This window comes from Amycolatopsis australiensis (assembly GCF_900119165.1).
Lineage (GTDB): Bacteria > Actinomycetota > Actinomycetes > Mycobacteriales > Pseudonocardiaceae > Amycolatopsis > Amycolatopsis australiensis.
The window spans coordinates 6,745,441-6,767,869 of sequence record NZ_FPJG01000006.1; the positions used below are offsets into that span (position 1 = coordinate 6,745,441).

The following is a 22,429-nucleotide window of genomic DNA, read 5'->3' on the forward strand; positions in this document are numbered from 1 at the left end:
CGCAAAAATCCGGGCCAGCAGGCGACCGGGCCCGCTGATCTTTGCGTGTCACGGCGTGAAACGGGCCCGGCTGTTGCGTGGCTGTGGCGCGCGTCGCACTGTGCCCGGAAGCACACCGACGCGAAGGGAGCCGGCACCGTGGAGACGTACACCCTGGAAGACCGCTATCTCCGGGAGGCCGGGACCGTGCACCTGACCGGGGTGCAGGCCCTGGTCCGGCTGCTGTTCGACCGCGTCCGCCACGACCGCGCCCACGGCGGCGACCCGGCCGTGTTCGTCTCCGGCTACGAGGGCTCGCCGCTGGCCGGCTACGACCTCGAACTCGGCCGCCGCGCGAAGCTGCTCGAGAAGCACGACGTCGTGCACCGGCCCGGGCTCAACGAGGAGCTGGCCGCGACGTCGGTCATGGGCAGCCAGCTCGTCGCGGGCGCCGGCGGCCGCCGTGGCGTCACCGGCTTCTGGTACGGCAAGGCCCCCGGCCTCGACCGCGCCACCGACGCCCTCCGCCACGCCAACCTGGCCGGCACCGATCCGCGGGGCGGCGCGGTCGCCCTGGTCGGCGACGACCCGAACGCGAAGTCCTCGACCGTCCCCTGCGCGTCCGAACTCGCGCTCGCCGACCTGGCGATCCCGGTGTTCTTCCCGGCCGACTCACAGGACGTGCTCGACCTCGGCAGGCACGCGGTCGAGCTGTCCCGCGCGGCCGGGCTGTGGACGTCGCTGAAGATCGTGGCCAACGTCGCCGACGCGTCGGGCACCGCCGTCGTCAGTCCGCAGTGGACCGCTCCGGAGATCGACGGCGCGTACCGGCACGCGCCGACGTCGCGGCTGCTCGGCCCGGGCCTCGCGGCCCTGGAACGCAGCCTCTTCACCGTCCGGCTGCCGCTGGCGCTGGAGTACCTGCGCGCGAGCGGCGTCAACCGGATCACCGCGCGCGGCCCGGCCGACCGGATCGGCATCGTCTCCGCCGGTAAGTCCTATCTGGACCTTCAGCAGGCGTTGCGCACGCTCGGGCTCGACGCCGAAAGCCTGACGAAGCACGGCATCCGGATCCTCAAGCTCGGCGCGATCCACCCGCTCGAACCGGGGATCGTCCGCCAGTTCGCCGACGGGCTCGAGGAGATCGTCGTCGTCGAGGAGAAGCGGTCCTTCGTCGAAACGGCGCTGAAGGAAGTCCTGTACGGCGTTCCCGGCGCGCCCGCGGTCACCGGCAAGAAGGATCGCGACGGCCGCACGCTGTTCACCGAGCTCGGCGAGCTGGACCCCGACGGCATCGCCACCGGCCTGGCCCGCCGGCTGCCGGAAGGCATCCCGCCCGTCGACGCGTGGCGCGGCCGCCGCCGACGCGAACGCATCTCGGTGCCGCTGCTCGCGCGGACGCCGTACTTCTGCTCGGGCTGCCCGCACAACTCGTCGACGAAGGTCCCGGACGGCACGCTCGTCGGTGGCGGCATCGGCTGCCACACCATGGCCCTGTTCATGGAACCCGACCAGGTCGGCACGGTCCTCGGCGTGACGCAGATGGGCGGCGAAGGCACCCAGTGGATCGGCATGGCGCCGTTCGTCGAGGCCGAGCACTTCGTCCAGAACATCGGCGACGGCACGTTCACCCACTCCGGCAGCCTCGCGGTCCGTGCCGCGGTCGCCGCCGGGGTCAACATCACCTACAAGCTGCTCTACAACTCCGCCGTCGCGATGACCGGCGGGCAGGACGCGGTCGGCGGGCTCCCGGTCGAGAAGGTCGCCGAGCTGCTGCTCGTGGAAGGCGCCCGCCGGGTCGTCATCACCAGCGACGCGCCCGCGCGGCTGCGGCGGCGGAAGCTGCCCGCCGGCGTGGAAGTCCGCGACCGCACGGAACTGCTGGCCACGCAGGAGGAGCTGGCGAAGGTCAAGGGCGTCACCGTGCTGATCCACGAGCAGGAGTGCGCGGCCGAAAAGCGCCGGAAACGCCGCCGCGGCAAGCAGGCCGCACCCGCCACGCGCGTGGTGATCAACGAGCGCGTCTGCGAGGGCTGCGGCGACTGCGGCACCAAGTCGAACTGCCTGTCCGTGCAGCCGGTGGCGACCGAGTTCGGCCGCAAGACCGCGATCCACCAGTCCTCGTGCAACGTCGACTACTCGTGCCTGGCCGGGGACTGCCCGTCGTTCGTCACCGTCATGCCGGCCGGCCGCAAGCGGCGGCGGCAGCTCGGTGAGCTGGCCGCCGACGCGGTCCCCGCCCCCGCGTCGGCGTCCACATCGGACTTCACCGTGCGGATCACCGGCATCGGCGGCACCGGCGTCGTCACCGTGACCCAGATCCTCGCCACCGCCGCGGTGCTCGACGGACGGCACGTCCGCACGCTCGACCAGACCGGGCTCGCGCAGAAGGGCGGCGCGGTCGTGTCGGACCTGAAGGTCACGGCCGAGCCCGTCGAGCAGGCCCCGAAGCTCGCCGCCGGGGAATGCGACCTCTACCTGGCGTGCGACGCGCTGGTCGGGGCGGACGCGGCCAACCTCGGCGTCACCGACCCGGCCCGCACCACCGCCGTCGTGTCGACCACCGAGGTCCCGACCGGGCGGATGGTCGTGGACACGACGGTGTCGTTCCCGGACCCCGGCAGCGTCCTGGCGCCGCTGGAAGCCGCGGCGGCGCGCACGGTCTCGCTGGACGCGCGCGGCCTCGCCGAGGAACTGTTCGACGACGACCAGTTCGCGAACGTCCTGCAGCTCGGCGCGGCCTACCAGACCGGCGCCATCCCGCTGCCCGCCGCGGTGATCGAGCGCGCGATCGAGCTGAACGGCACCGCCGTGGCCGCGAACCTGCAGGCCTTCCGCCGCGGCCGTCAGCTGGTGGCCGACCCGGACGCCGTCACCACGGCGCCGGCGCCGGCGCGGCCGGTCGCCCAGCCCGCGGTGCGGGCGCTGGTGCACGCCGAGCCCGGCTCGGAGCTGGCCCGGCTGCTCGACATCCGGATTCCGGACCTGGTCGCCTACCAGGACGAGCGGTACGCGCGGGCGTACGCGGAATTCGTCGAGCAGGTGCGGGTGCTGGAAGACGGGCCGACGGAGATCACCGAGGCGGTCGCGAAGCACCTGTACAAGCTGATGGCGTACAAGGACGAGTACGAGGTCGCCCGGCTGTCGCTGGACCCGGCGTTCCTGTCCGGGCTGGCCGAGGAGTTCGGCGCGGGCTCGAAGTACGCCTACCGGCTGCACCCGCCGGTGCTGCGGGCGCTCGGGATGAAGCGCAAGATCAGCCTGGGCCCGTGGTTCCGCCCGGCGTTCCGGCTGCTGCACGCGTCGCGGCGGCTGCGCGGCACCCGCTTCGACCCCTTCGGCCGCGCCGAGGTGCGGCGCGTGGAACGCGAGCTGATCGCGGACTACCGCGAGGTGGTGCTGGCGGCGCTCCGCGCCGGCGACGTCGACCGCGCCCGCGTGCTGGCCCTCGCGGAACTGCCCGACCTGGTGCGCGGCTACGAGGACGTCAAGCTGGCGAACGTGGCCCGCTACCGGGAGAAGCAGGCCGAGCTGCTCACGCTCGTAACCAGCTGAGCATCGACTGGGCCTCGCCGGGGACGCGCAGCTTCGCGCTGACGTCCCCAGCGTGCTTGCGCGCCGCATCGGTGCCGATGCCGAGCAGCCGCCCGATCGTCGGGACCGAGTGGCCTTCGGCGAGGAGGGCGACGACCTCGCGTTCGCGGGCGGTGAGCGTGGCGACCGGGTCGCCCGGCCGCCGCCGGGCCAGCTGAGCCGCCACGACGTCCCGGTCGAGGACCGTGCCGCCCGCCGCCACCCGCCGGAGGGCGTCGAGGAACTCGTCCGGCTTCCCGACCCGCTCCTTGAGCAGGTAGCCGGCGCCGCCCCCGCCGGCGGCCAGGAGGTCGCCCGCGTAGCCGTCCTCGACGAAGGCCGACAGTGCCAGGATCGCCAGGCCCGGCTGCCGGCGCCGGGCTTCGAGGGCGGCCCGCAGCCCTTCGTCGGTGAACGTCGGCGGCATCCGCACGTCGACGACGGCGAGGTCGGGTGCCTGCGCGCCGGCCTCGGCGACCAGGTCGCCGGGGTGGTCGACGGCCGCGACGACGTGGAACCCCTCGCTGCGCAGGAGCAGCACGAGCCCCTCCCGCAGCAGGGTGTCCTCCTCGGCGATCACGATCCGCACGACGGCTGCCTCCTCACTCCCCCTGCCTGGAGGCACGGATCCGCGGGCGGAACCGTTCAGCGGATGCCGGTGGTCCGGAACCGCGCCCGGTAGCCGCTCGGCGTCACGCCGAGGCCACGCGCGAAGGCCCGCCGCATCGTCTCCGCCGACCCGAACCCCGACCGGCGCGCCACCGCGTCCAGCGGATCGGCCGTGCGCTCCAGCAGCTGCCGCGCCGACTCCACCCGCACCTGCTCGACGAACCGGGCCGGGGTGCGGCCGAGCTCGACGGCGAACAGGCGGGTCAGGTGGCGGGGGCTGACGCCGGCGCGGGCCGCCATCGTTTCGAGCGTGTGCGGTGCCGACGGGTCGGCCGCCACCGAGTCGAGCACCGCCCGCAGCACCTCGGTGCGCGGGCGGCCCGTCTCCAGCCGGACGCTGAACTGCGACTGGCCGCCCGGCCGCTGCAGGAACACGACCAGGTGCTTGGCCACCAGCCGGGCCACCTCCGCGCCGAGGTCGGCCTCGACCAGCGCGAGCGCCAGGTCGATCCCGGAGGTCACGCCCGCCGAGGTGATGACCGGCCCGTCCTTGACGAAGATCGCGTCGGCGTCGACCCGCACGCGCGGGAATCGGCGGGCGAGCTGGTCGGTGAGATCCCAGTGCGTGGTGGCCCGCCTGCCGTCGAGCACGCCCGCGGCGGCCAGGGCGAACGCGCCCGCGCAGACCGAGGCCGTGCGGTCCGCGCCGTCGGCCAGCCGCCGGATCTGCGCGACGAGCCCGGTGTCGGCGATCGTGCGGACCCACTCGGGACCGCCCGGTACCAGCACGGTCGCGCCACGCGGGTCGGCCGCCGCGAGGTCGAGGTCGGCACCCAGGCGGGTCCCGGTGTTGGTGCGGACGTCGGCACCGCCCGGTGACGCCGTCTTCAGTTCGTACCGCCCGCCGTGCTCGTTGGCTTCGGCGAAGACTTCGAGCGGCCCCGAGACGTCCAGCAGGCGGACGCCGTCGTAGAGCACGACGAGCACGGGCCGGGTCCGCACGTCAGCTCGAGCCCGACCAGCCGCTCAACCGGGTGAGCAGGCGCTCCAGCACCTGGGGGTCGGCGGCCACCGGCTCGCCCGAGACCGGCTCGTCGACCAGGGTCCGCCGGTCCTGCCGCCGCGGCAGGCGCACCTGCCGCGCGTTCATCCCGCCGGGCAGCGGCAGCTCGCACCAGGTCGTGCGGGACCCGCCGGGGCCGGGCGTGACGCCGACGCGCTCGCCGGGCCGGGCCTGCGGTTCCGGCAGCCCGGGCACGTCGTCGTCGACCTCGACCGCCAGCACGTCGGCGCGCAGCCGCAGCCGCAGCGTGACGAAGGCGGGCGCCTGCGGGTTGCCGGCCTCGACCACCGCCTCGACCAGCCGTTTCGCGGTCGCGGTCGTCTGCTCCAGCATGGGCAGCAGGGACCAGTCGGTGAGAATCAGGCGGACGAACAGTTCCGTGACCGGCAGCGCGCTGGGCTGCGCGACCAGCCGGATATCGTCCATCTGGGAGGTGTGCGCGCTCAACCCTGACCTTCCTCGCCCAGGTCGACTGTCCGGGCCCCGCATCTTGCCACCCGGGTCCGGCGGCACGGTACCGCCCGGCCCCGGCGTTGTTACCGTCGGGTCCATGGGCGAACCGGTCGAGGACGAGGCGCAGCGCGCCGCACGGCTGCTGGACGCGCAGGCGAAGGCGGTGGAGCTGTTCGCCGCGGTGGCCGACCGCGGCATCCTGGCGCCGGGCGTGCGGGAGACCGAGGCGAGCGACGCGATCCGCGACCTGGCCGGCGACCTGCTGGGCATCCGCCGCTACTGGCACAAGCGGATCGTCCGCGCCGGCGTCAACACGCTGCGGCCCTACCGCGAAAACCCGCCGGACCGGGTGCTGGCCGAGGACGACATCGTGTTCGCCGACTTCGGTCCGATCTTCGAGGACTGGGAAGCGGACTTCGGCCGCACGTTCGTCCTGGGCGACGACCCGGTCAAGCACCGGCTGCGCGACACGCTCCCGGAGGTGTTCGATGCGGGCCGGGCGTACTTCGCCGCGCGGCCGGACGTCACGGGCGCGCAGCTGTACGCGCACATGGTGGAGCTGGCGCGGGAAGCGGGCTGGGAGTTCGGCGGCTCGATCGCCGGTCACCTGGTGGGCCGGTTCCCGCACGAGCGGATCGACGGCGCCGACATCGACTCCTACATCGCCCCGGGCAGCGACGGCCCGATGCGGCGGCCGGACCGGGCCGGGCGGACGGCGCACTGGATCCTGGAGGTGCACCTGGTGGACCGCCGGCTGGGGATCGGCGGCTTCTTCGAGCAGCTCCTGGATCTGGGGCCGAGCGCCGCGGAGTCGTGACGCCCGGCCCGCCGCCGGTCAGACTCGCGCGGGCAGCCAGAGTTCGTCGATCGCCTTCTCCGCCGTCGCCAGGCTCGCGTCGGCCAGCGGGATCAGCTCCGCCATCGCCGGGTTCACGCGCGCCAGGGTCAGCTCCGCCGTGATGAACCGCGGCTCCAGGCCGGTCAGCGAGACGCCGTGCGGCAGCCACTGCTCGGCGTGGTCCCAGCCCTCGCGCGGGGTTCCTTCGCCGTACCCGCCGCCGCGGGAGGCCAGCACGATGAACTCGCGGCCGCCCAGCAGCCCGGCCTGCGTCTCCGGGTCGATCGACAGGCCCGGGGCGATCAAGTGGTCGACCCACGTCTTCACGCTGCTCGGCGCGCCGAAGTTGTACAGCGGCAGGCCGAGCAGGACCGTGTCGGCCGCCTTGATCTCGTCGACCAGCTCGCGGCTGCGCGCCCACGCCGCCGCCTGCTCCGGCGTGTGCTGGTCCGGCGGCACCATGCCCGCCAGCCCGCTCGCCGCGTCGATGTGGGGCAGCGGGTGCGCGCCCAGGTCGCGGTAGGTCACCGTGCCGCCGGGGTGGGCGGCCCGCCACGCGGCCGCGGCCCGCGCGCTGAGCCGGCGGCTCACCGAGCGCTCGCCCTGGATGCTCGAGTCGATGTGGAGGAGATGCGCCATGTCGTTAACCATCCGTAGATCGTTTGTGTAAGGCAAACCATTAATAGCACATCGATCGTTGGGGTGCCCATATACTGGGCGCATGACGTCGCTGCCGGTCGTGAACCAGCCGCCCCACCGCTGCGGGGCGCTGCTCGACCACCTCTCGCGCCGGATGCGGCTGCGCAGCGAGTCGGTCCTGGCGCCGCTGGGGCTGCGCCCGCGCCACCTGATCGCCCTCACGGTCCTGCGCGACCTCGGCGGCAGCTCCCAGCAGGACCTGGCGAAGACGCTGGAGATGGACGGCACGAACGTCGTCGGCCTGCTCAACGACCTCGAGGCCGAGAACCTGGTCGAGCGGCGCCGCTCCCCCGTCGACCGGCGCCGCCACGTCGTGGAGCTCACCGACGTCGGCGCGAAGCTGCTCGCGCGGGCCGAGTTCGCGCTGGCGGCGGTCGAGAACGAGGTGCTGGCCGGGCTGAGCGACGACCAGCGCGAGCAGCTCTACGAACTGCTCCACCAGGCCACGAACAAGACCGAGACGCAGGCGTGCACGGAAGCCGCGGCGGAGCCGGGCTGCTGACGCCTCAGCCCCCGGCGATGTCGCGAGCCAGCTGCCGCGCCTCCGCCAGGGTGAACTTCCCGGCGATCTGCGTTTCCCCGCCGGTGATGGCGGACTGCACGACCGGCGCGGTCAGCACCCGGCTCTTCAGCACCATCGCGACCTGCTTGCCGACGTTCTGCCCGGTCCACTCCGCCCACGTCCGCGCGCCCTCGGCGGTGAAGCTGAGGTCGATGACCGAGCCGCCCGTCGCCGGGTCGGGGTGCGCGGCCACGCGGCTCACGTCGGCGCCGCTGAGGAACCCGGGGCCGAGGACGTACTTCGTGCCGTCCGCGCGGTCGCAGCCGACCAGCGGCAGCGCCGGGTCGTCGCGGCCGTCGAGCGGGTCCGGCCGGTCCGCCGCGCAGTCGAGCGCCTGCGCCGCGGCCCGCTGCGTGGCCGGGTCGGCGCTCTGCCGCTCGGCCGCCGGACCGGACGGCGGCCCCGCCGGCAGCGCGGCCAGTACCGGCCGGAACCGCAGCAGCGTGCCGTCCTTGACGACGAACCCGGTGGGCGTCGCCTGACCCGCGACCTCGGTCTGGCACCCGGCGACGAGCACGGCGACGGCCGCGAGCAGGAGGATCCGCACGGCGGTCATTCTCCCCCGCAGCCCTACCCGGCCGCCAGGATCGCTTCCAGCCCCGAGGCCTGGGTACGCCAGTCCGTGACGTTCGGCGCGGTGCCGGTCCAGCGCTGGCCGATCCGGTTCAGCGAGTCACGGTCGCCCGCCCACAGCGCGTCCGCCTGCCTTCTCGCGAACGCGAGGTAGGCGGCCGAGCCCGTCGCCGTGGCCAGGTCGCCGAAGTAGCGCATGAAGATGCCCTTGAACTGCTTCTGGTTGTCGTCGCACGATCCCGTGCCGAGGTCGCACGACTCGACGAGCACGCCGCCGTCGGTCAGCCGCGCCATCGCCGCGTCCGCGAGCCGCCTCGCGGCGTCCAGATAGGACGGGATGCCGGTGGCGCGCCACAGCTCCAGCAGCCCGCCGATGCCGAGGCCCTGGTTGTAGGTCCAGACCGTCTGGCCGTTGTTGGCGCACGAAGCCGTCAGGCCGTCGTTGACCAGGCCGGCGGAGTTGACCAGCCCGCTGGCGAGGTACCAGTCCCCGGCCGTCTTCGCCCACTGCCCCCACACGGTGTCACCGGCGATCCGCCGGTGCAGCGACGCGGTCAACCGCAGGTACAGTCCGGCCGTGACGGCGTTCTTGTACGTCCGCTCGCGGTTCCACCACACGCCGCCGCCGCAGGAGCCGGTGTCCCAGAACCCGTGGACGTAGTTCGCGATCGTCGTCGCCTCGGCGAGGTAACGCGGGTCGTGGGTGCGGTCGTAGACGGCGACCCAGGCCAGACCCCACCACGCGCTGTCGTCGACGGCCCGGCTGACGAAGTCGCCGTCGATCGCGTCGGAACTCCTTGCCCCGGCCGGGAAAGCCACGCGGTTGACGTCGAAGGTGCGCGCCAGCGCCGCCTCGGACCCGCCCGCGTCGGCCACCGCCGTCACCGCGACCGCGGAGTTCCACCAGCTCGAGGGCCACCACGCGGTGTACGGGTCGTAGGACCACATCAGCGCGTCGAGCGCCCCGGCCGCGCGAGTCACCGCCGGACGGGCCCAGGCCGTGCAGCTCCCCTGCGCGTGCGTGGCTTCCCGGCCGCACGCCCGGACCGCGCCGCCGTAGAGGCGGCCCCGGGGATCGCGCGTCGCGAAGGCCGCGGTCTGCGTGCCGGTCGCGCCCGCGGGCACGCTCGTGCGGCCCAGCGACGAGCCGTCCGGCCAGCTCGCCCCGGCGTCCCAGGAGCGGTCGAGCCAGATCTCGTCACCGGGGCCGCCCGAATCGATCCCCGCCCACGCCATGCCGCGGCCGTCGAAGTGCAGGCGGATGGTGCGGCCGAAGAGCGTCGCCGGCGCCACCGGCCGGCTGTCCCCCGCGGCCGGCGCGGTCCGGTCGCAGGCCGCGTCGCAGACGTCCGGGTAGATCCACGCCGTGCAGCCGACCGCCTGCGCGTCACCGCAGGCACGCACCAGGCCGCGGCGGTGGTGCGCGGGATCGGTGAGGTTGTACATCAGCGTGCGGGTGCCGGTCCACGTGCCGGGGATGCTCGCCTTGCCCAGCAGGCCGTCCCAGGTGGCACCGCCGTCCCAGGAGCGGTCGAGCCACACGGCGTCCCCGGGAACGCCGTTGTCGATGCCGGCCCACGCCATCCCGTCCGGGTCCGAGGCGTGCAACCGCAGCACGCGGCCGTTGATCACCTTGTCCGGCAAGGGAAAGCTCTCCCGTGCGGCCCGCGACGGATCGAGCGTGTCGCACGCGGTGACGCACACCGCGGTGTCCGCCGCGGCGGCGGGCATCGGGGTCAGGGAACCGAACACGAGCAGCAGCACGAGCAATGTCCGCACCGACATCCCTCTCCACGCACGGGTTTCGTCCCAGGATAGGAACACCGCGTGGCGCGGCGAAGGTTTCTGTCCGGTTCTGACGCGTTCCGGACAAGAACCGACTGAGGCGCGGGCGGGAAGAGCCGGGGCATGACGGCGAGCATCAGCGCCGACCAGGTGACGTGCGTCAGCAGCGGTGCCTGTACTCCGCCGGACCGGTGGCGCTGCCACGCGAACACCGTCCCCATCACCGCGGAAGCCAGCACCAGCGCAGGATTCCGGGTCGCCGCGGTGGACAGGACGTACACCGCCGTGGCGCCGCGCGCCCCGAACGCGTCGTAGAGCGCGCCGCGGAAGAAGACCTCCTCCGCCACGCCGGTGACCAGCGCCGTCGCGGCGACCGACGGCGTCGACCCGCGGTGGGCGTGGTCGAGCACGCCCGTGATCGCCCGGCGCAGCGGCGGGATGTGCCGGGCCACCAGGGCACCGCCGTAGAACACGCCGAACGCGCCCGCCCCCGCGGCCACCGGCTGGACGACGTCCCGGCGGCCCCGCGGCACCCGCCCTGCCCCGGCGAACCACGTCGCGGCGACCGACGCGGTGAGCGCGTGGAACCGCCGCGAGCCGGGACGGCTGGCCAGCGACGCGCCGAGCAGGCCCGACCCGAATGCCGTGATGGCGGCCAGGACCGTCTTCCTCACGCCGTCCGCCTGCTCTTCGCCCGCTCGCCCAGCGCCCGCAGGACGGCTTCGTCGTAGTCCATCGGCTCGAAGCCGGCGATCTCGCGGATCGAGTCGTCGCGCACGACGACCTCGTTCGCCATCGAATCGATCAGCGCCCGCCCGGTCGGCACGTCGATGTCGGTGACCAGGGAAAGCCAGTACGACGACAGCCGCGGCGAAAGCAGCGGCACCGGCACGATCACCAGCGGCCTGCCTTCGATCGCCGCCAGCCGCTGCAGCATGTCCCGGTAGGCCAGCACCTCCGGGCCGCCGATCTCGAACGTCCGCCCCTCGGCGGCCGGGTGGTCGAGCACGGCCACGAGGTAGCGGACGACGTCGGCGACCGCGATCGGCTGCGTGCGCGTGCCGACCCAGCGCGGGGTGACCATGGCCGGGAGGTGCTCGACCAGCTGGCGGGTCAGCTCCCACGACGTCCCGCCGTGCCCGACGACGATCCCGGCGCGCAGCACGGTCACCGGCACGCCGGTCTCCGCGAGCAGCCGTTCGACCTCGCGGCGGCTGGCCAGGTGCTCCGACAACGCGTCACCGTCGTCGCCGAGGCCGCCCAGGTAGACGATCCGGCGCAGGCGCGCGTCCGCCGCCGCCCGGGCGAACGCGCGGGCCGCGTCGGCGTCGCGGCGCTTGAAGTCCGCGCTGTCCAGCGAATGCACCAGGTAGTAGGCGGCTTCGGCGTTCTCGAGCGCCTCACGCAGGGAGTGCGCGTCGGCGACGTCACCGCGGACGGCTTTCCCGGCCCCGGCGTATTTCGCGGGATGGCGGGTCATGGCGAGAACGTCGTGGCCGGCCGCTTCCAGCGCGCGGCACAACCGGCTGCCGACGAACCCCGAAGCCCCGGCCACCAGCACGCGCATACCGGCGACGTTAGCCGGGGCTCCGCCGGTCCGCAGAACGTCCGTTCCCGGCGAAGCAGACCGCGGCGACCACGCCCGCGCACCCCACCAGCTGCAGCGCGCTCGGCGTCTCCCCGAGCAGCACGATGCCCAGCAGCACCGCGCCGACCGGCTGCAGCAGCATCAGCGTGGCGCCGGCGGTGGCGGACATCCGGGGCAGCGCGGCGGAGATGAGCGTCCAGCCGGCCAGCTGGCCGACGAGCGCGAGCGCGGCCAGCCACCCGAACGTGCGCGGGTCCGGCGTGAAGTCGAGCGTGCCGGTCGGCACCCCGAGGGCGACGGCGACCACGCCGGCCGACAGCGTCGCCAGCACGAGGGACTGCGCCTGCGAGCCCGCGCCGCCGCTCAGCCGGATCAGGAAGAGGTAGCCGGCGTACCCGGCGCCGGCCAGCATGGCCGCGACGGCGCCGGTGACCGGGTCGGGCCCGAAGGAGCCGGTGCCGGCGAACCCGCCGGCCAGCACGACCCCGCCGAGCAGGACGGGCACGGCCAGCAGGAACCGCTTCGCCGGCCGTTCCCGCAGGAACGCGAAGGCGAGCAGCGGCACGATGATCACCTGCACGGCGAGCAGGACGGTCGCGACGCCGGCGCCGACCCGCGGGATCGCCTCGCCCCACAGCACGAAGTCCAGCCCGAGACCGACCCCGGCCAGCAGCGGCAGCAGCACGCGCCGCGGCCCCGGGCTCCGCCGTTCCCGCGCGGCGAGCAGGAGCAGCACCGGCAGGGCCAGCAGGCACCGCCAGAACGCGCTCGTGCTGCCGCTGGCGTGCGAGACCTTGATGAAGACCGACGACAGCGAGATGCAGAAGCTGCCGAGCGCGGCGAGCAGCCGTGGGTCGAAGCGTTCGGTGAACGCCATGGCGGTCTTGGCGGGGTGGGACGCGGTCGTGGTCACCTCTCCAGCGTGCGGGCCGCGACTGTCAAGGACAAGCGAATGTTTCTGCGCGAAATTCGGTAGCATTACTACTGTGTTCGGCCTCGACCGGCTGCGTGCGCTGCACGCCGTCGCCACCCAGGGCTCGGTCGCCGCGGCGGCCACGTCCCTGCACGTCACGCCGTCCGGGGTGTCCCAGCAGCTGGCGAAGCTGGAGCGGGAAGCCGGGCAGCGGCTGCTCGAACCGCGCGGCCGCGGCGTCCGGCTGACCAAGGCGGGCCAGGTGCTGGCCGGGCACGCCGAGCGGATCCTGGCGCAGGTCGCCGAGGCCAAGGCGGACCTGGAGCTGCTGCGCGAGGACGTCATCGGGCCGCTGCGGATCGGCGCGATCCCGACGACCGTGCACGCGCTGCTGCCGCCGGCGCTGGCCACCCTCGCCGACCGGCACCCGCGGCTGGAGGTGACCCTGCACGAAGGCGAGGCGGAGCAGACGATGCCCCGCGTGCTGGCCGGCGACCTCGACGTCGCGGTGCTGGAGAGCTGGGCGGACCGGCCGACGGTCATCCCGCCGTCGACGACGCGGATCGCGCTGTTCTCCGACGTCGCCGACCTCGCTTTGCCCGCCGGACACCGGCTGGCGCACCGCAAGACCGCCGACCTGTCCGAAGTGGACGATCTGCCGTGGATCGGCTGGAGCCTGGGTTCCGGCTGCTACGAATGGCTGCTGCAGGTGCTGCGCAAGCAGCGGCTGGAGCCCCGGATCAGCTGCACGGTCGGCAGCTACCCGACGCAGCTGGCGCTGGTGGCGGGCAACGCCGGCGCGGCGCTGGTGCCCCGGCTGGCCCGGGAGCGGCTGCCGGACGGCGTGCGCATCCTGACGACACGCCCCGCCCTCACGCGCACCATCTACGCGATCTGCCGGGCAGGCGAAGAGGACCACGGGGCCGTGCGGGCGTGCCTGGACGCGCTCAAGGCCGCCTCGGCGAGTTACGAGACCGCCGCCCGGCCGGTCGGCTGAGCCGGTCGGCCATCTCCGTCACGAGCTTGCCCGGACGGCGGTGGTGGACCAGGAAGATGTCCCGCGCCGGCCGCGCGTCGGCGGCGTCGCGCACCTCGATCCGCGTCGGCCCAGCCCGCCCGAGCACGCTTTCCGGCACGTACGCGACGCCGAGGCCGGCCTCGACCAGCGCGAGGATGACCTGGTAGTCGCGGGTTTCGTAGGCGACGGTCAGCCGGATTCCGGCGGCGGCGGCGAGCTCCTCGAGGCAGACGCGGTTGGGCACGCCCGGGCTGCCGGAGATCCAGTCCTCGCCGGCGAGGGCCCGCAGCGTGAGCCGGCGGAGGCGCGCCAGGGGGTGGCCGGCCGGCAGGACCAGCCGGAACCGCTCCGAGCACAGCAGCGACCGCTCGAGCCCACGCGGGTCGGGCAGCGGCGTGCCGGGATACCGGTGGGTGATCAGCAGGTCGAGGTCGCGGGAGCGGACCAGGCCGTAGCCGTCGGGCGGTTCCAGGTCCAGCAGCCGCAGCGCGACCGCGGGGTGGTCGCGGCGGAACCCGGCGAGGGCGGCGGGCACGAGCGTCATGCCCGCGCTCGCGAACGTCCCGACGGTGAGCTGGGCGGGCTCCTCGGCCAGCAAGGCGCGGACCGTCCGCTCGGCCGTGCGCAGCTCTCCGACGATGGTCTCGGCGTGGCTGAGCAGCGCCTCGCCGACCGGTGTGAGCGTGACCCCGCGCGGGTTGCGGTGCAGCACGGGCGCGCCGACGTCGCGTTCGAGCTTCGCCACCTGCTGCGAGACGGCGGACGGCGTGAAGGACAGCCGCTGGGCCGCCCCGGCGATCGACCCGGCGTGCGCCACTTCGGCGAGCAGGGCCAGGCGGTGGGCGTCGAGCACGTGGACCTCCAGCCGTAAGCGTTGCTAATGCCAGCATAGGAGACGTCGCTGGTGCTTACGGCCGTTCGCGTGCATGCTGGGCCCATGATCAGCGCTTCCGATGTCGAGCGGGCCGCCGCGCGGATCGAGGGCCGGGTCCGCCGGACACCGGTGTTCGCCGACGGCGGCGTGTGGTTCAAGCTCGAACAGCTGCAGCACACCGGGTCCTTCAAGGCCCGTGGGGCGTTCAACCGGATCATCGCCGCGGGTGCGCTTTCGGCGGCCGGGGTCGTGGCCGCGTCGGGCGGCAACGCCGGGCTCGCCGTCGCCTACGCCGCGCGCGAGTTCGGGGTGACGGCGCGGGTCTACGTCCCGGCGAACGCGCCCGCGGTCAAGGTGGCGAAGCTGCGGCAGCTGGGCGCCGCCGTCGAGCTGGTCGGCGAGAAGTACGCGGACGCCTACGACGCGGCGGTGAAGGACGCGGCCGAGCGCGGCGCGCTCTTCTGCCACGCCTACGACCAGCCCGAGATCTGCGCCGGCCAGGGAACGGCCGCCCTGGAGCTGCTCGCGCAGACCGGCGGCGTCGACACGGTCCTGGTCGCGGTCGGCGGCGGTGGGCTGCTGGCCGGGATCGCGGCGGCGGTCGAAGGCCGGGCCCGGGTGGTCGGCGTCGAACCGCGCTCGGCGCCGACGCTGAACGCGGCACTGGCCGCGGGCGAGCCGGTGCCGGTCGAGGTGTCCGGCGTCGCCGCGGACTCCCTCGGCGCGACCCGGCTCGGCGACATCGCCTTCGCCGTCGCCACCCGCACGGAGGCCGGCTCGGTGCTGGTGGACGACGCCACGATCGTCGAAGCGCGGGCGGCGCTGTGGGACCGTTACCGGCTGGCCGTCGAGCCCGGCGGGGCGACGGCGTTCGCCGCTCTGCTCGGGGGCGCCTACCGGCCCGCGCCCGGGGAGCGCGTCGCCGTACTGCTGTGCGGCGCCAACACCGACCCGGCGACGCTCACTTCCCCGTCAGCCGCTCCACCAGCGGCGCGAACTCCTCGATGAACGCGCCGTTGACGCTGACGTAGGACACGCCCAGCTCCTCGCGCCGGCGTTCCAGCTCTTCGGCCATGGCGTCCGCGCTGCCGCGGATGATGGTCAGCGAGTCGTGCTCGATGAGGGTCTCGGCGTCGACGCCGATGAAGCCGCGGATCCACGGCGGCACCTGCTCGCCGACGACGAAGATGTTGAGCGCCAGCTCGATGTCCCGCCCGCCGGCCGCCGCGCGGATCTCCTCGGCGTAGCCCGCCATCTCCTCGCGGGTGGTCAGCACGCCACCGGCGAGCGTCACGACGTCGGCCTTGGCGCCGGCGAGCTTGCGCGCCTTCGGGCCGCCGGCGGCGACCATCACGGGCGTGTGCCCGTCGCCGTCGAGCCGCCGGACGTGGTCGATCGTCTCGGAGATCGCGTCGAGGCGCTCCTGGCCGGAGCCGTAGGGCAGGCCGAGCTCCTCGGCCTGCTGCCGCATGGTCGGCAGCCCGGTGCCGAGGCCGAGCTCGAACCGGCCGCCGGTCACCACGGTCAGGCTGTGGGCTTCCCACGCCGCGGCCCGCGCGGTGCGCAGCGGGCTGGCGAAGACGAAGGAGCCGACGCGCAGCTCGCTCGTCGCCGCCGCGGCGGCCGCGAGCGCCGCGGTCGGGGTCGGCAGGTTGAGGTTGTCCGGGCAGAGCAGCGTCGAGTAGCCGAGCTCCTCCGCGCGGCGCGCGGTCTGGAGCCACTTGGCGCCCCCTTCGGACGCCGCGGCCACCACGCCGAACCGGAACGGCTTCTTCGCCATGAGCGCACCCCCACTGTGTCGGTGCTTCCGATCAAACCACCGGTGCGCCCGGCCGTGCCACCACGGCCGGGCGCGGGTCCGGATCAGCCGCGCTGGTATTCCTCCCAGGTGACCTTCGGCACCGACGGGCCGTCGTCGGCGCCGCGGCCGGCGAGGCCGTTCATGCCCAGGTAGTAGTCGCCGGTCTGGTGCTGCGCGCCCGAGGACAGGTCCGGATCGGAGATCGCCATCGCGTGGATGTGGTAGGCGAAGCCCTGCGCGGGCGTGCGCAGCCAGGCCGCGAAGCCGACCTTGCGCAGGGCCTTGAGCAGGGTGGTGCGGCTCGTCGAGGACAGGTTGGACACCGAGATGTCCATCGCGCCGCCGCCGTCGTGCGTGCCGGCCGAAGCGTCGACACCGCCCGGGTTGTACGAGCCCTGCGTCAGGCTGACCGACGAGCCGAAGAGACCCTCGGCGGCCACCAGCATCGCCTTGGTGCGCGTGTTGAGCGTGACGCCGTGGTAGGTCACGTGGCTGCCGGCCGAGACCGGGTTGGTGACCGTGTACCGGCCCTCGCCCAGCTTCTCCAGCGACGTCTTGCCGGGCAGGCCGGACGCGTCGATCCCGGTGTAGCCCAGCGACTTCTGGTACTGCGAGTAGGCGGCGATCGTGGTGGTGCCGAAGTAGCCGTCGACGTACTGGGCGGCGAGCAGCCCCTTGGCCTGCAGCGCCTGCTCGACGAGCAGGACGCTGTCGTGCGCGCCCGGCGTCTGCGTGTCGTCGGCGCGGCGCGGGTCGATCTGTGCCGCCTTCAGCACGGCCTCCATGTTCGCCGTGGGCAGCGCCGTCGTGGTCACGGGCTCGGCCTGGGCCGGTGCGGCCACGGCGAACGCCGCCGCGGTGAGTGCCGTCAGGACGGCGGCCTTCGTGAACATCCCTGTCCTCCACTCGTCGGAATCGCTGGCGGCCACCACGATCACCGGACCGGATACAAGGGACGTACAAAGCGGCATTCGACCGCTCCCGAGGCCGTGACGTCGTGTAATCCCAGCCACACACGATCCGGTCGTCACTGGTCCAGGCGGATTTCTTTCGGTTACACAGAGTTGCGTCGAGCCCGCACTGGACGTGCCCGTGCTCGTTTCGTAACCTGTTCGAGATCTCGCGGCCCCCGGTCGTCGATGAGACGGCGACGCGAGATCGCCGCCGATACCCCTCCCCCGGGTACCGGACCCACCGCGTGCCTTTCGTGTTGCGGTCGAGCACGCGCCGGGTACGGGCGAGGCCCCCGACTCGCCCTCCGGTACCCGAAGGCGGCCGAACAGCAAAGGAGACCCGCGCGAGAATGCATTCGCATCCCGTCAAGCGCGTGGTGTCAGGTGCCCTCGCCGCGGCCGCGGTGATCACCGTGGTCACCGTGGCCCAGCCGACGGCCACCGCCGCCCCCGTCCCCGTCCTGCAGGCGCCGCCCACCGGGTCGGACGCCCTCGCCAAGTACCGCGAGCTGGCGGCACAGGCCGAGAAGCTCAACGAGGACCTGCTCCGGGCCCAGGACGACCTGACCGCCAAGCAGGCAGAGCTCGACAAGGCCAACGCCGACGTCACCGCCGCGAAGAACGCCGGCGCCCAGGCCGCCGAGGCGAAGCAGAAGTACCAGACGGAGGTCGACAAGTTCGCCGGCGCGTCGTTCACCAGCGGCGTCGCGATGAACAAGCTGTCGGCCCTGCTGGCCGGAACGTCCACTCAGGACTTCCTGGACCGCTCCTCGGCCCTCGAGGTCATCGCGACCCACAAGAACGCCGCGATGGACAACCTCACCGGAGCGGCGGACAAGGCCGCGGCGGCCGAGAAGTCGGCGACCGACGCGGCGAAGCGGGCGCAGGACGCCCGCGACGCGGCGGCGAAGCTGGCGTCGGACATCGAAGCCAAGAAGAAGAACCTGCAGGCCCAGATCGACCAGATCGAGGCGCAGAGCCGGAACCTCAGCAGCACCGACAAGGCCGCCCAGAAGGACACGGGCGGCGCGGCGCCGACGGTCAAGGCGCCCAGCGCGGCGGCGCAGAAGGCGGTCGACGCGGCGCTGAGCAAGCTCGGCAGCGCCTACGTCTGGGGTGCCACCGGGCCGAGCACGTTCGACTGCTCGGGCCTGATGCAGTGGGCCTACAAGCAGGCCGGGATCTCGCTGCCCCGGACGTCGGCGGCGCAGGCGGGCTTCGGCACGCCGGTGTCGCGCGACCAGCTGCAGCCGGGCGACCTGGTCGCGTACTACTCCCCCGTGTCCCACATCGGGATGTACATCGGCGACGGCAAGATGGTGCACGCCCCGACCAGCGGCGACGTCGTCAAGATTTCGCCGCTGCTGAGCGAGTACGCGGGGGCGACGCGGCCCACGGCGTGAACCGGTGCCCCGTTCCGCGAAGTGTAGAAAGCGCGGAACGGGGCACTTTCCGCGCATGGTCGACAACTACGACGCAGCGACGGTCGAGGCCGTCGGCAAGGTGACCGAAGCGCTCGAGACGATCGAGCGTGCCCGCGGGCACCTCTATTCGTTCCACCAGCTGACCGGCAGCGCGGACCTGGCGCTCGGCGAAGCCGTGGAGAAGCTGGAAAAAGCCGGCCACGCGGACTGGGCACGGCAGCTGACCGAGGAACTGATCGGGCGGAACGTGTTACCCGATCGGTGGACGTTCCAGGTGGTCGAGGAGTACGACGACGGCTACTACAAGAGCTGCCGCGACTTCGAGCGGAACCTGCTGGCCGACCTGACGGACGGCCGCCGCCACCTGCACGAACAGCAGATGAAGGACGACCGCCGCACCCACGGGCGCCCGGGCCACGAGGCGGGCCGCCCGAGCACCCCGCCGGCGGGTCCGTGACCGGCGATCGCCGGACCCCTGCGCTAGAGTCGACGGTAGCCGAACAGACGTTCGAATGGAGGAGTGATGGCGGACCAGGTGGAGCCGAACCCGGAGAAGGACCCGAGCGAGTGGACGACGGGCGACGAGCCGATGACGGGGCCGCAGAAGTCGTACCTGCAGACGCTGGCCCAGGAGGCCGGTGAGGAGGTGCCGGACGATCTGACGAAGGCGGAGGCTTCGGCGCGGATCGACGAGTTGCAGCGTGTTACCGGCCGGGGCGCCTGAGGGCTCGGCGGTTTAGCCCCGCGGCAGAGGGGTTCCGGGGCAGGGCGGGCGGATGGGGTCGGGAGCGGTTGCCCTGCAGCTCCGCGGCTTCCTCCTTCCGCGCCCTTCCTGCGCCTCCGCGGCCTTTCCCACAGCCCGCGCGACCCGCGCCCTTCCGGCACGCCGCCGCGCCCGTCCTGCGCCGCCGCAGCCTTTCCCACAGCCCGCGCGACTTCCCGACCCCGCGCCCTTCCGGCACGCCGCCACGCCCATCCCGCGCCGCGGCCGCCTCGCGCAATCACGTCCGCGGCCTCCCGCGCCGTGGCTCGCGGCCCGGCCTGCGGCGCGTCCTGCCCCGTCAGCGGGGCCGGCCTGCCGGGATGCGCCACAGCACCGCTGCCTCCTGCTCGCCTCGGCGGGCCCGGGCTCGGACCGCCAGCAGCCAGGCGATCCCGATCAGGGACACCACCGCCAGGCCGCCCCACGACAGTGCCGTGAACACGTCCGCCTGCAGTGGTGTCGGCTGGGGCTGGTAGCCCTGCTCCAGCTGGATGTACTGCCACCGCGTGCCCGTCAGCAGGAGCGTCAGCACCAGCGCGATGCCGTGCATCGAGTCCCACAGCGCGTGCAGCACCGACACCCCCACGTAGCTCAACAGCAGCCGCAGCGTCAGGGCGAAGTGCCGGTGGTCGCTCGCCGAAAACAGCACGCCGCCGAGGATGGCCGTCCACAGGCCGTGGCCCACCGGGGCCAGTACGCCGCGCAGCAGCTCCGTCTGGACCAGGTCCATCAGGGAAAGGCCACGCTCGGTGAACAGCGCCGTGAACGCGTACCCGGCCGACTCGAACGCCGCGAAGCCGAACCCGACCGCGGCGCCCAGCACCAGGCCGTCGCCGGCGAACTTCACCCGCAGGTGGCGCGTCAGCACCGCCAGCACGGCCAGCTTGACCGCTTCTTCGATCAGTCCCACCCCGCCGAACAGCCACGGCGACGGATGCAGCAGGTACGACTCGAGCAGCGACGCCGCCAGCACGCCGAGCACCCCACCGGCGACGAAGGTGCTGAACAGCAGTTCGGCGGTCACCTCACCGGTCCGCCGCCGCCCGAACGCCCAGGCGACGAACGTGACGGGCACGAGAAAACTGCCGAGCAGCACGACCGTGGGCACGAGGTTGGGGTTGCCGGTCACGAAGGTGACGACTACGGCGAGCACCCAGAGCAGCGCACCGACGAGGAACATGCGCAGCCAGACCCGGCGTGGCCGCACCCGGGCCGGGGACGGAGCGGACGGAAAAGCCATGCAGGTACTGTGCCCCGCCCAGGCCCATCCCGCACCCGATCGCACGACGGGCGTTCTCAGGCGAACCACAGGCAGATTCAGCCGCGGTCGCACCGCGGCTCATGCACGAGAGCAAGCCGCGCTGTGCTCGGCGCCACGGCGTGCCCGCGTGCCGGATGGGTATCCCCATCCCAGATGCCCGACTCCCCGAAGGAGGACATCCCGTGTACCTGACCGTGCTGCTCGTCGCTCTCGCCGGGCTGCTCGTGCTCGGCGCTTCCACCCTCCGGGAGCTGCCGAAGCCCTATCCCCGCACCGCCAAGCGCACTCTCGTCGTCGCCTGGCTCGTCGCCGCAGCCGGGGTCGGGTGGTGGGCCGGGGCTCCCGGGGCCGCTCCCCTTGTCGTCACCGTTGTCGGGCTCGGCTTTCTCGTCGCCACCCTGAACCGGGAGCCCGAACGGCCGTCCTACCCGGTCGCCACCCCCTACCAGCCGCCCCGGTGACGGGCTGGGCCGTGCGCGTCAGGCAGCTTGCGCCAGCCCGGCACCCGTGACGCGGAGCAGGAACTCGGCGTTGGATCCCGTCTTGCGCAGCTGGTCCAGCAGCTGCTCGATGGCGTTCGGGCCCGCCAGCGCGCGGCGGACGTCGCGCATCGCGGCGAGTTCGCCGGGCGTGACCAGGAGTTCTTCGCGCCGGGTGCCGGATGCCGGCAGGTCGACCGCCGGGAACACGCGGCGCTCGGCCGTCCTGCGGTCGAGTTTCAGTTCGGCGTTGCCGGTGCTCTTCAGCTCCTCGAAGAACACCGTGTCAGCCAGCGAACCGGTCTCCACCAGCGCCGACGCGACGATCGTCAGCGAGCCGCCGCCTTCGAGGTTGCGCGCCGCGCCGAGGATGCGCTTCATCGGCTGCAACGCGGCCGCGTCGACGCCGCCGGACAGCGTGCGGCCCGACGGGCGTGCCGAAAGGTTGTACGCGCGGCCGAGGCGGGTGAGCGAGTCGAGCAGCAGCACGACGTCTTCGCCGCGCTCCACCAGGCGTTTCGCCCGCTCGACGGCCAGTTCCGCCACCGCGACGTGTTCGGCGGGCGGACGGTCGAAAGTGGACGCGATCACCTCGCCCCGCACGGTCCGGCGCAGTTCGGTGACCTCCTCCGGCCGTTCGTCGGCGAGCAGCACCATCAGCCGGCATTCCGGGTGGTTGACCGAGATGCCGTGGCCGATGTCGCGCAGCACCGTGGTTTTCCCGGCCTTGGGCGGGGAAACGACCAGCGCGCGCTGGCCTTTGCCGAGGGGGGTGGCGAGGTCGATGACGCGCGGCAGCAGCAACGTCGGCGTCGTTTCGAGCAGCAGGCGCCGGTCGGGGTGGACCGGCACCAGGTCGCCGAAGAACGGCCGCGGCTCGGCCGGGTCGGCGCCGTTGACGCTGGTGAGCCGCTCGGTGGTGCCGGTGATTTCGTCGCCGGGACGCAGTTTGTGCTTGCGGACGAAGGAAAGCGGAAGGACGACGTCGTCGGGGGCCGGCCGGTAGCCGGTCCGGACGAAGGCGGATTTTGCGGATACGTCAAGGATTCCGTGAAAAGACATGGGTGTCTCCCGATGAGGTGACCGGCGCGCGCGGAAGGCGAAGCCGGAAAGGAAGGAAGAGGCCGATCGGCCTGGATCCCGGGGAGCTTCCTCCGGGCGGCCGACGGGCCGGCATCCGCGAGGAGCATCTTCACGGTAGCGCGACGCCGGCGAAAGCAC

23 protein-coding genes are annotated in these 22,429 nt (G+C 73.4%); 9 read left to right on the plus strand and 14 right to left on the minus strand.

Going from position 1 to position 22,429, the window contains the following annotated elements; translation table 11 throughout:
- Nucleotides 1-138 precede the first annotated feature (138 nt).
- Nucleotides 139-3,534 carry an indolepyruvate ferredoxin oxidoreductase family protein gene (locus BT341_RS32845; protein WP_245805196.1) on the plus strand — a complete coding sequence of 1,132 codons (3,396 nt, stop codon included), beginning with the start codon at nt 139-141 and terminating at the stop codon, nt 3,532-3,534.
- Here BT341_RS32845 and BT341_RS32850 read toward each other — a convergent pair.
- The 3 genes from BT341_RS32850 to BT341_RS32860 are packed head-to-tail and all read right to left on the minus strand — an operon-like array spanning nt 3,515 to nt 5,671.
- On the minus strand, nt 3,515-4,141 hold the full coding sequence (locus tag BT341_RS32850) for a response regulator (RefSeq protein WP_072479941.1): 627 nt from the start codon (nt 4,139-4,141) through the stop codon (nt 3,515-3,517). The genes BT341_RS32845 and BT341_RS32850 overlap by 20 nt on opposite strands.
- Nucleotides 4,142-4,197: 56 nt before the next feature.
- Complete coding sequence (locus BT341_RS32855) at nt 4,198-5,163, minus strand: GlxA family transcriptional regulator (RefSeq protein ID WP_072479942.1); 966 nt, start codon at nt 5,161-5,163, stop codon at nt 4,198-4,200.
- 1 nt (nt 5,164) lies between these two features.
- Nucleotides 5,165-5,671: an ATP-binding protein gene (locus BT341_RS32860; protein ID WP_072479943.1), complete on the minus strand. Its 507-nt coding sequence runs from the start codon at nt 5,669-5,671 to the stop codon at nt 5,165-5,167.
- A 103-nt stretch (nt 5,672-5,774) separates the two neighbouring features.
- Between BT341_RS32860 and BT341_RS32865 the strand changes: the two genes are divergently transcribed.
- The gene (locus BT341_RS32865) at nt 5,775-6,494 is read left to right on the plus strand and encodes a M24 family metallopeptidase (RefSeq protein ID WP_072479944.1); all 720 of its coding nucleotides are present in this window, start codon (nt 5,775-5,777) and stop codon (nt 6,492-6,494) included.
- Nucleotides 6,495-6,512: 18 nt separating this feature from the next.
- On the opposite strand, the gene BT341_RS32870 is transcribed toward BT341_RS32865, so the two are convergent.
- Nucleotides 6,513-7,154 carry an FMN-dependent NADH-azoreductase gene (locus tag BT341_RS32870; RefSeq protein WP_072479945.1) on the minus strand — a complete coding sequence of 214 codons (642 nt, stop codon included), beginning with the start codon at nt 7,152-7,154 and terminating at the stop codon, nt 6,513-6,515.
- An 82-nt stretch (nt 7,155-7,236) separates the two neighbouring features.
- On the opposite strand from BT341_RS32870, the gene BT341_RS32875 reads away from it, so the two are divergent.
- Nucleotides 7,237-7,716, plus strand: a complete 480-nt coding sequence (locus BT341_RS32875) for a MarR family winged helix-turn-helix transcriptional regulator (RefSeq protein WP_072479946.1) — start codon at nt 7,237-7,239, stop codon at nt 7,714-7,716.
- 4 nt (nt 7,717-7,720) lie between these two features.
- Here the strand turns inward: BT341_RS32875 and BT341_RS32880 are convergent, their stop codons facing one another.
- The 5 genes from BT341_RS32880 to BT341_RS32900 are packed head-to-tail and all read right to left on the minus strand — an operon-like array spanning nt 7,721 to nt 12,635.
- Nucleotides 7,721-8,323, minus strand: coding sequence for a SecDF P1 head subdomain-containing protein (locus BT341_RS32880; protein WP_072482313.1), 603 nt, complete (start codon nt 8,321-8,323; stop codon nt 7,721-7,723).
- A gap of 23 nt (nt 8,324-8,346) precedes the next feature.
- Nucleotides 8,347-10,134 (minus strand): glycoside hydrolase family 76 protein, encoded by a 1,788-nt coding sequence (locus BT341_RS32885; protein WP_072479947.1) that lies wholly within the window; start codon nt 10,132-10,134, stop codon nt 8,347-8,349.
- Nucleotides 10,086-10,808: a CPBP family intramembrane glutamic endopeptidase gene (locus BT341_RS32890; RefSeq protein WP_177328960.1), complete on the minus strand. Its 723-nt coding sequence runs from the start codon at nt 10,806-10,808 to the stop codon at nt 10,086-10,088. Before BT341_RS32890 ends, BT341_RS32885 begins: the two co-directional genes overlap by 49 nt.
- The gene (locus BT341_RS32895) at nt 10,805-11,701 is read right to left on the minus strand and encodes an NAD(P)H-binding protein (RefSeq protein ID WP_072479948.1); all 897 of its coding nucleotides are present in this window, start codon (nt 11,699-11,701) and stop codon (nt 10,805-10,807) included. The genes BT341_RS32890 and BT341_RS32895 overlap by 4 nt, the downstream gene beginning before the upstream one ends.
- Before the next feature lie 10 nt (nt 11,702-11,711).
- Nucleotides 11,712-12,635 (minus strand): DMT family transporter, encoded by a 924-nt coding sequence (locus BT341_RS32900; protein ID WP_072479949.1) that lies wholly within the window; start codon nt 12,633-12,635, stop codon nt 11,712-11,714.
- A 73-nt stretch (nt 12,636-12,708) separates the two neighbouring features.
- Here BT341_RS32900 and BT341_RS32905 point away from each other — a divergent pair, with 73 nt between their 5' ends.
- A complete protein-coding gene (locus BT341_RS32905) occupies nt 12,709-13,632 on the plus strand; it encodes a LysR family transcriptional regulator (protein ID WP_072479950.1) in 924 nt (307 codons plus the stop codon).
- Here BT341_RS32905 and BT341_RS32910 read toward each other — a convergent pair.
- Nucleotides 13,583-14,506 (minus strand): LysR family transcriptional regulator, encoded by a 924-nt coding sequence (locus BT341_RS32910; RefSeq protein WP_072479951.1) that lies wholly within the window; start codon nt 14,504-14,506, stop codon nt 13,583-13,585. The two genes, BT341_RS32905 and BT341_RS32910, sit on opposite strands and share 50 nt — an antisense overlap.
- 84 nt (nt 14,507-14,590) lie before the next feature.
- On the opposite strand from BT341_RS32910, the gene BT341_RS32915 reads away from it, so the two are divergent.
- Entirely contained in the window at nt 14,591-15,535 is a 945-nt protein-coding gene (locus tag BT341_RS32915) for a threonine/serine dehydratase (protein ID WP_072479952.1), read from the plus strand.
- On the opposite strand, the gene BT341_RS32920 is transcribed toward BT341_RS32915, so the two are convergent.
- A complete protein-coding gene (locus BT341_RS32920; protein ID WP_072479953.1) occupies nt 15,489-16,307 on the minus strand; it encodes an LLM class flavin-dependent oxidoreductase in 819 nt (272 codons plus the stop codon). The two genes, BT341_RS32915 and BT341_RS32920, sit on opposite strands and share 47 nt — an antisense overlap.
- A gap of 83 nt (nt 16,308-16,390) precedes the next feature.
- Nucleotides 16,391-17,221, minus strand: coding sequence for a peptidoglycan-binding domain-containing protein (locus BT341_RS32925; RefSeq protein WP_072479954.1), 831 nt, complete (start codon nt 17,219-17,221; stop codon nt 16,391-16,393).
- Nucleotides 17,222-17,631: 410 nt separating this feature from the next.
- Between BT341_RS32925 and BT341_RS32930 the strand changes: the two genes are divergently transcribed.
- From BT341_RS32930 to BT341_RS32940, 3 genes are all read left to right on the plus strand, one after another.
- Nucleotides 17,632-18,684, plus strand: a complete 1,053-nt coding sequence (locus BT341_RS32930; protein WP_072479955.1) for a C40 family peptidase — start codon at nt 17,632-17,634, stop codon at nt 18,682-18,684.
- Nucleotides 18,685-18,739: 55 nt separating this feature from the next.
- Entirely contained in the window at nt 18,740-19,162 is a 423-nt protein-coding gene (locus tag BT341_RS32935) for a hypothetical protein (protein ID WP_072479956.1), read from the plus strand.
- Nucleotides 19,163-19,228: 66 nt separating this feature from the next.
- Complete coding sequence (locus tag BT341_RS32940; RefSeq protein WP_072479957.1) at nt 19,229-19,429, plus strand: DUF3072 domain-containing protein; 201 nt, start codon at nt 19,229-19,231, stop codon at nt 19,427-19,429.
- A 337-nt stretch (nt 19,430-19,766) separates the two neighbouring features.
- On the opposite strand, the gene BT341_RS32945 is transcribed toward BT341_RS32940, so the two are convergent.
- Entirely contained in the window at nt 19,767-20,708 is a 942-nt protein-coding gene (locus BT341_RS32945; RefSeq protein WP_072479958.1) for a PrsW family intramembrane metalloprotease, read from the minus strand.
- A 203-nt stretch (nt 20,709-20,911) separates the two neighbouring features.
- Here BT341_RS32945 and BT341_RS32950 point away from each other — a divergent pair, with 203 nt between their 5' ends.
- A complete protein-coding gene (locus BT341_RS32950) occupies nt 20,912-21,190 on the plus strand; it encodes a hypothetical protein (protein ID WP_072479959.1) in 279 nt (92 codons plus the stop codon).
- An 18-nt stretch (nt 21,191-21,208) separates the two neighbouring features.
- On the opposite strand, the gene rho is transcribed toward BT341_RS32950, so the two are convergent.
- Nucleotides 21,209-22,270: a transcription termination factor Rho gene (gene rho / locus BT341_RS32955; RefSeq protein WP_072479960.1), complete on the minus strand. Its 1,062-nt coding sequence runs from the start codon at nt 22,268-22,270 to the stop codon at nt 21,209-21,211.
- Between the last annotated feature and the right edge of the window lie 159 nt (nt 22,271-22,429).

Coding starts and splice junctions, on each gene's coding strand:
- BT341_RS32945 (WP_072479958.1), bottom strand. CDS start 20,708: ATGGCTTTTCCGTCCGCTCCGTCCCCGGCCCGGGTGCGGCCACGCCGG.
- BT341_RS32895 (WP_072479948.1), bottom strand. CDS start 11,701: ATGCGCGTGCTGGTGGCCGGGGCTTCGGGGTTCGTCGGCAGCCGGTTG.
- BT341_RS32935 (WP_072479956.1), top strand. CDS start 18,740: ATGGTCGACAACTACGACGCAGCGACGGTCGAGGCCGTCGGCAAGGTG.
- BT341_RS32930 (WP_072479955.1), top strand. CDS start 17,632: ATGCATTCGCATCCCGTCAAGCGCGTGGTGTCAGGTGCCCTCGCCGCG.
- BT341_RS32870 (WP_072479945.1), bottom strand. CDS start 7,154: ATGGCGCATCTCCTCCACATCGACTCGAGCATCCAGGGCGAGCGCTCG.
- BT341_RS32915 (WP_072479952.1), top strand. CDS start 14,591: ATGATCAGCGCTTCCGATGTCGAGCGGGCCGCCGCGCGGATCGAGGGC.
- BT341_RS32865 (WP_072479944.1), top strand. CDS start 5,775: ATGGGCGAACCGGTCGAGGACGAGGCGCAGCGCGCCGCACGGCTGCTG.
- BT341_RS32885 (WP_072479947.1), bottom strand. CDS start 10,134: ATGTCGGTGCGGACATTGCTCGTGCTGCTGCTCGTGTTCGGTTCCCTG.
- BT341_RS32920 (WP_072479953.1), bottom strand. CDS start 16,307: ATGGCGAAGAAGCCGTTCCGGTTCGGCGTGGTGGCCGCGGCGTCCGAA.
- rho (WP_072479960.1), bottom strand. CDS start 22,270: ATGTCTTTTCACGGAATCCTTGACGTATCCGCAAAATCCGCCTTCGTC.
- BT341_RS32925 (WP_072479954.1), bottom strand. CDS start 17,221: ATGTTCACGAAGGCCGCCGTCCTGACGGCACTCACCGCGGCGGCGTTC.
- BT341_RS32940 (WP_072479957.1), top strand. CDS start 19,229: ATGGCGGACCAGGTGGAGCCGAACCCGGAGAAGGACCCGAGCGAGTGG.
- BT341_RS32875 (WP_072479946.1), top strand. CDS start 7,237: ATGACGTCGCTGCCGGTCGTGAACCAGCCGCCCCACCGCTGCGGGGCG.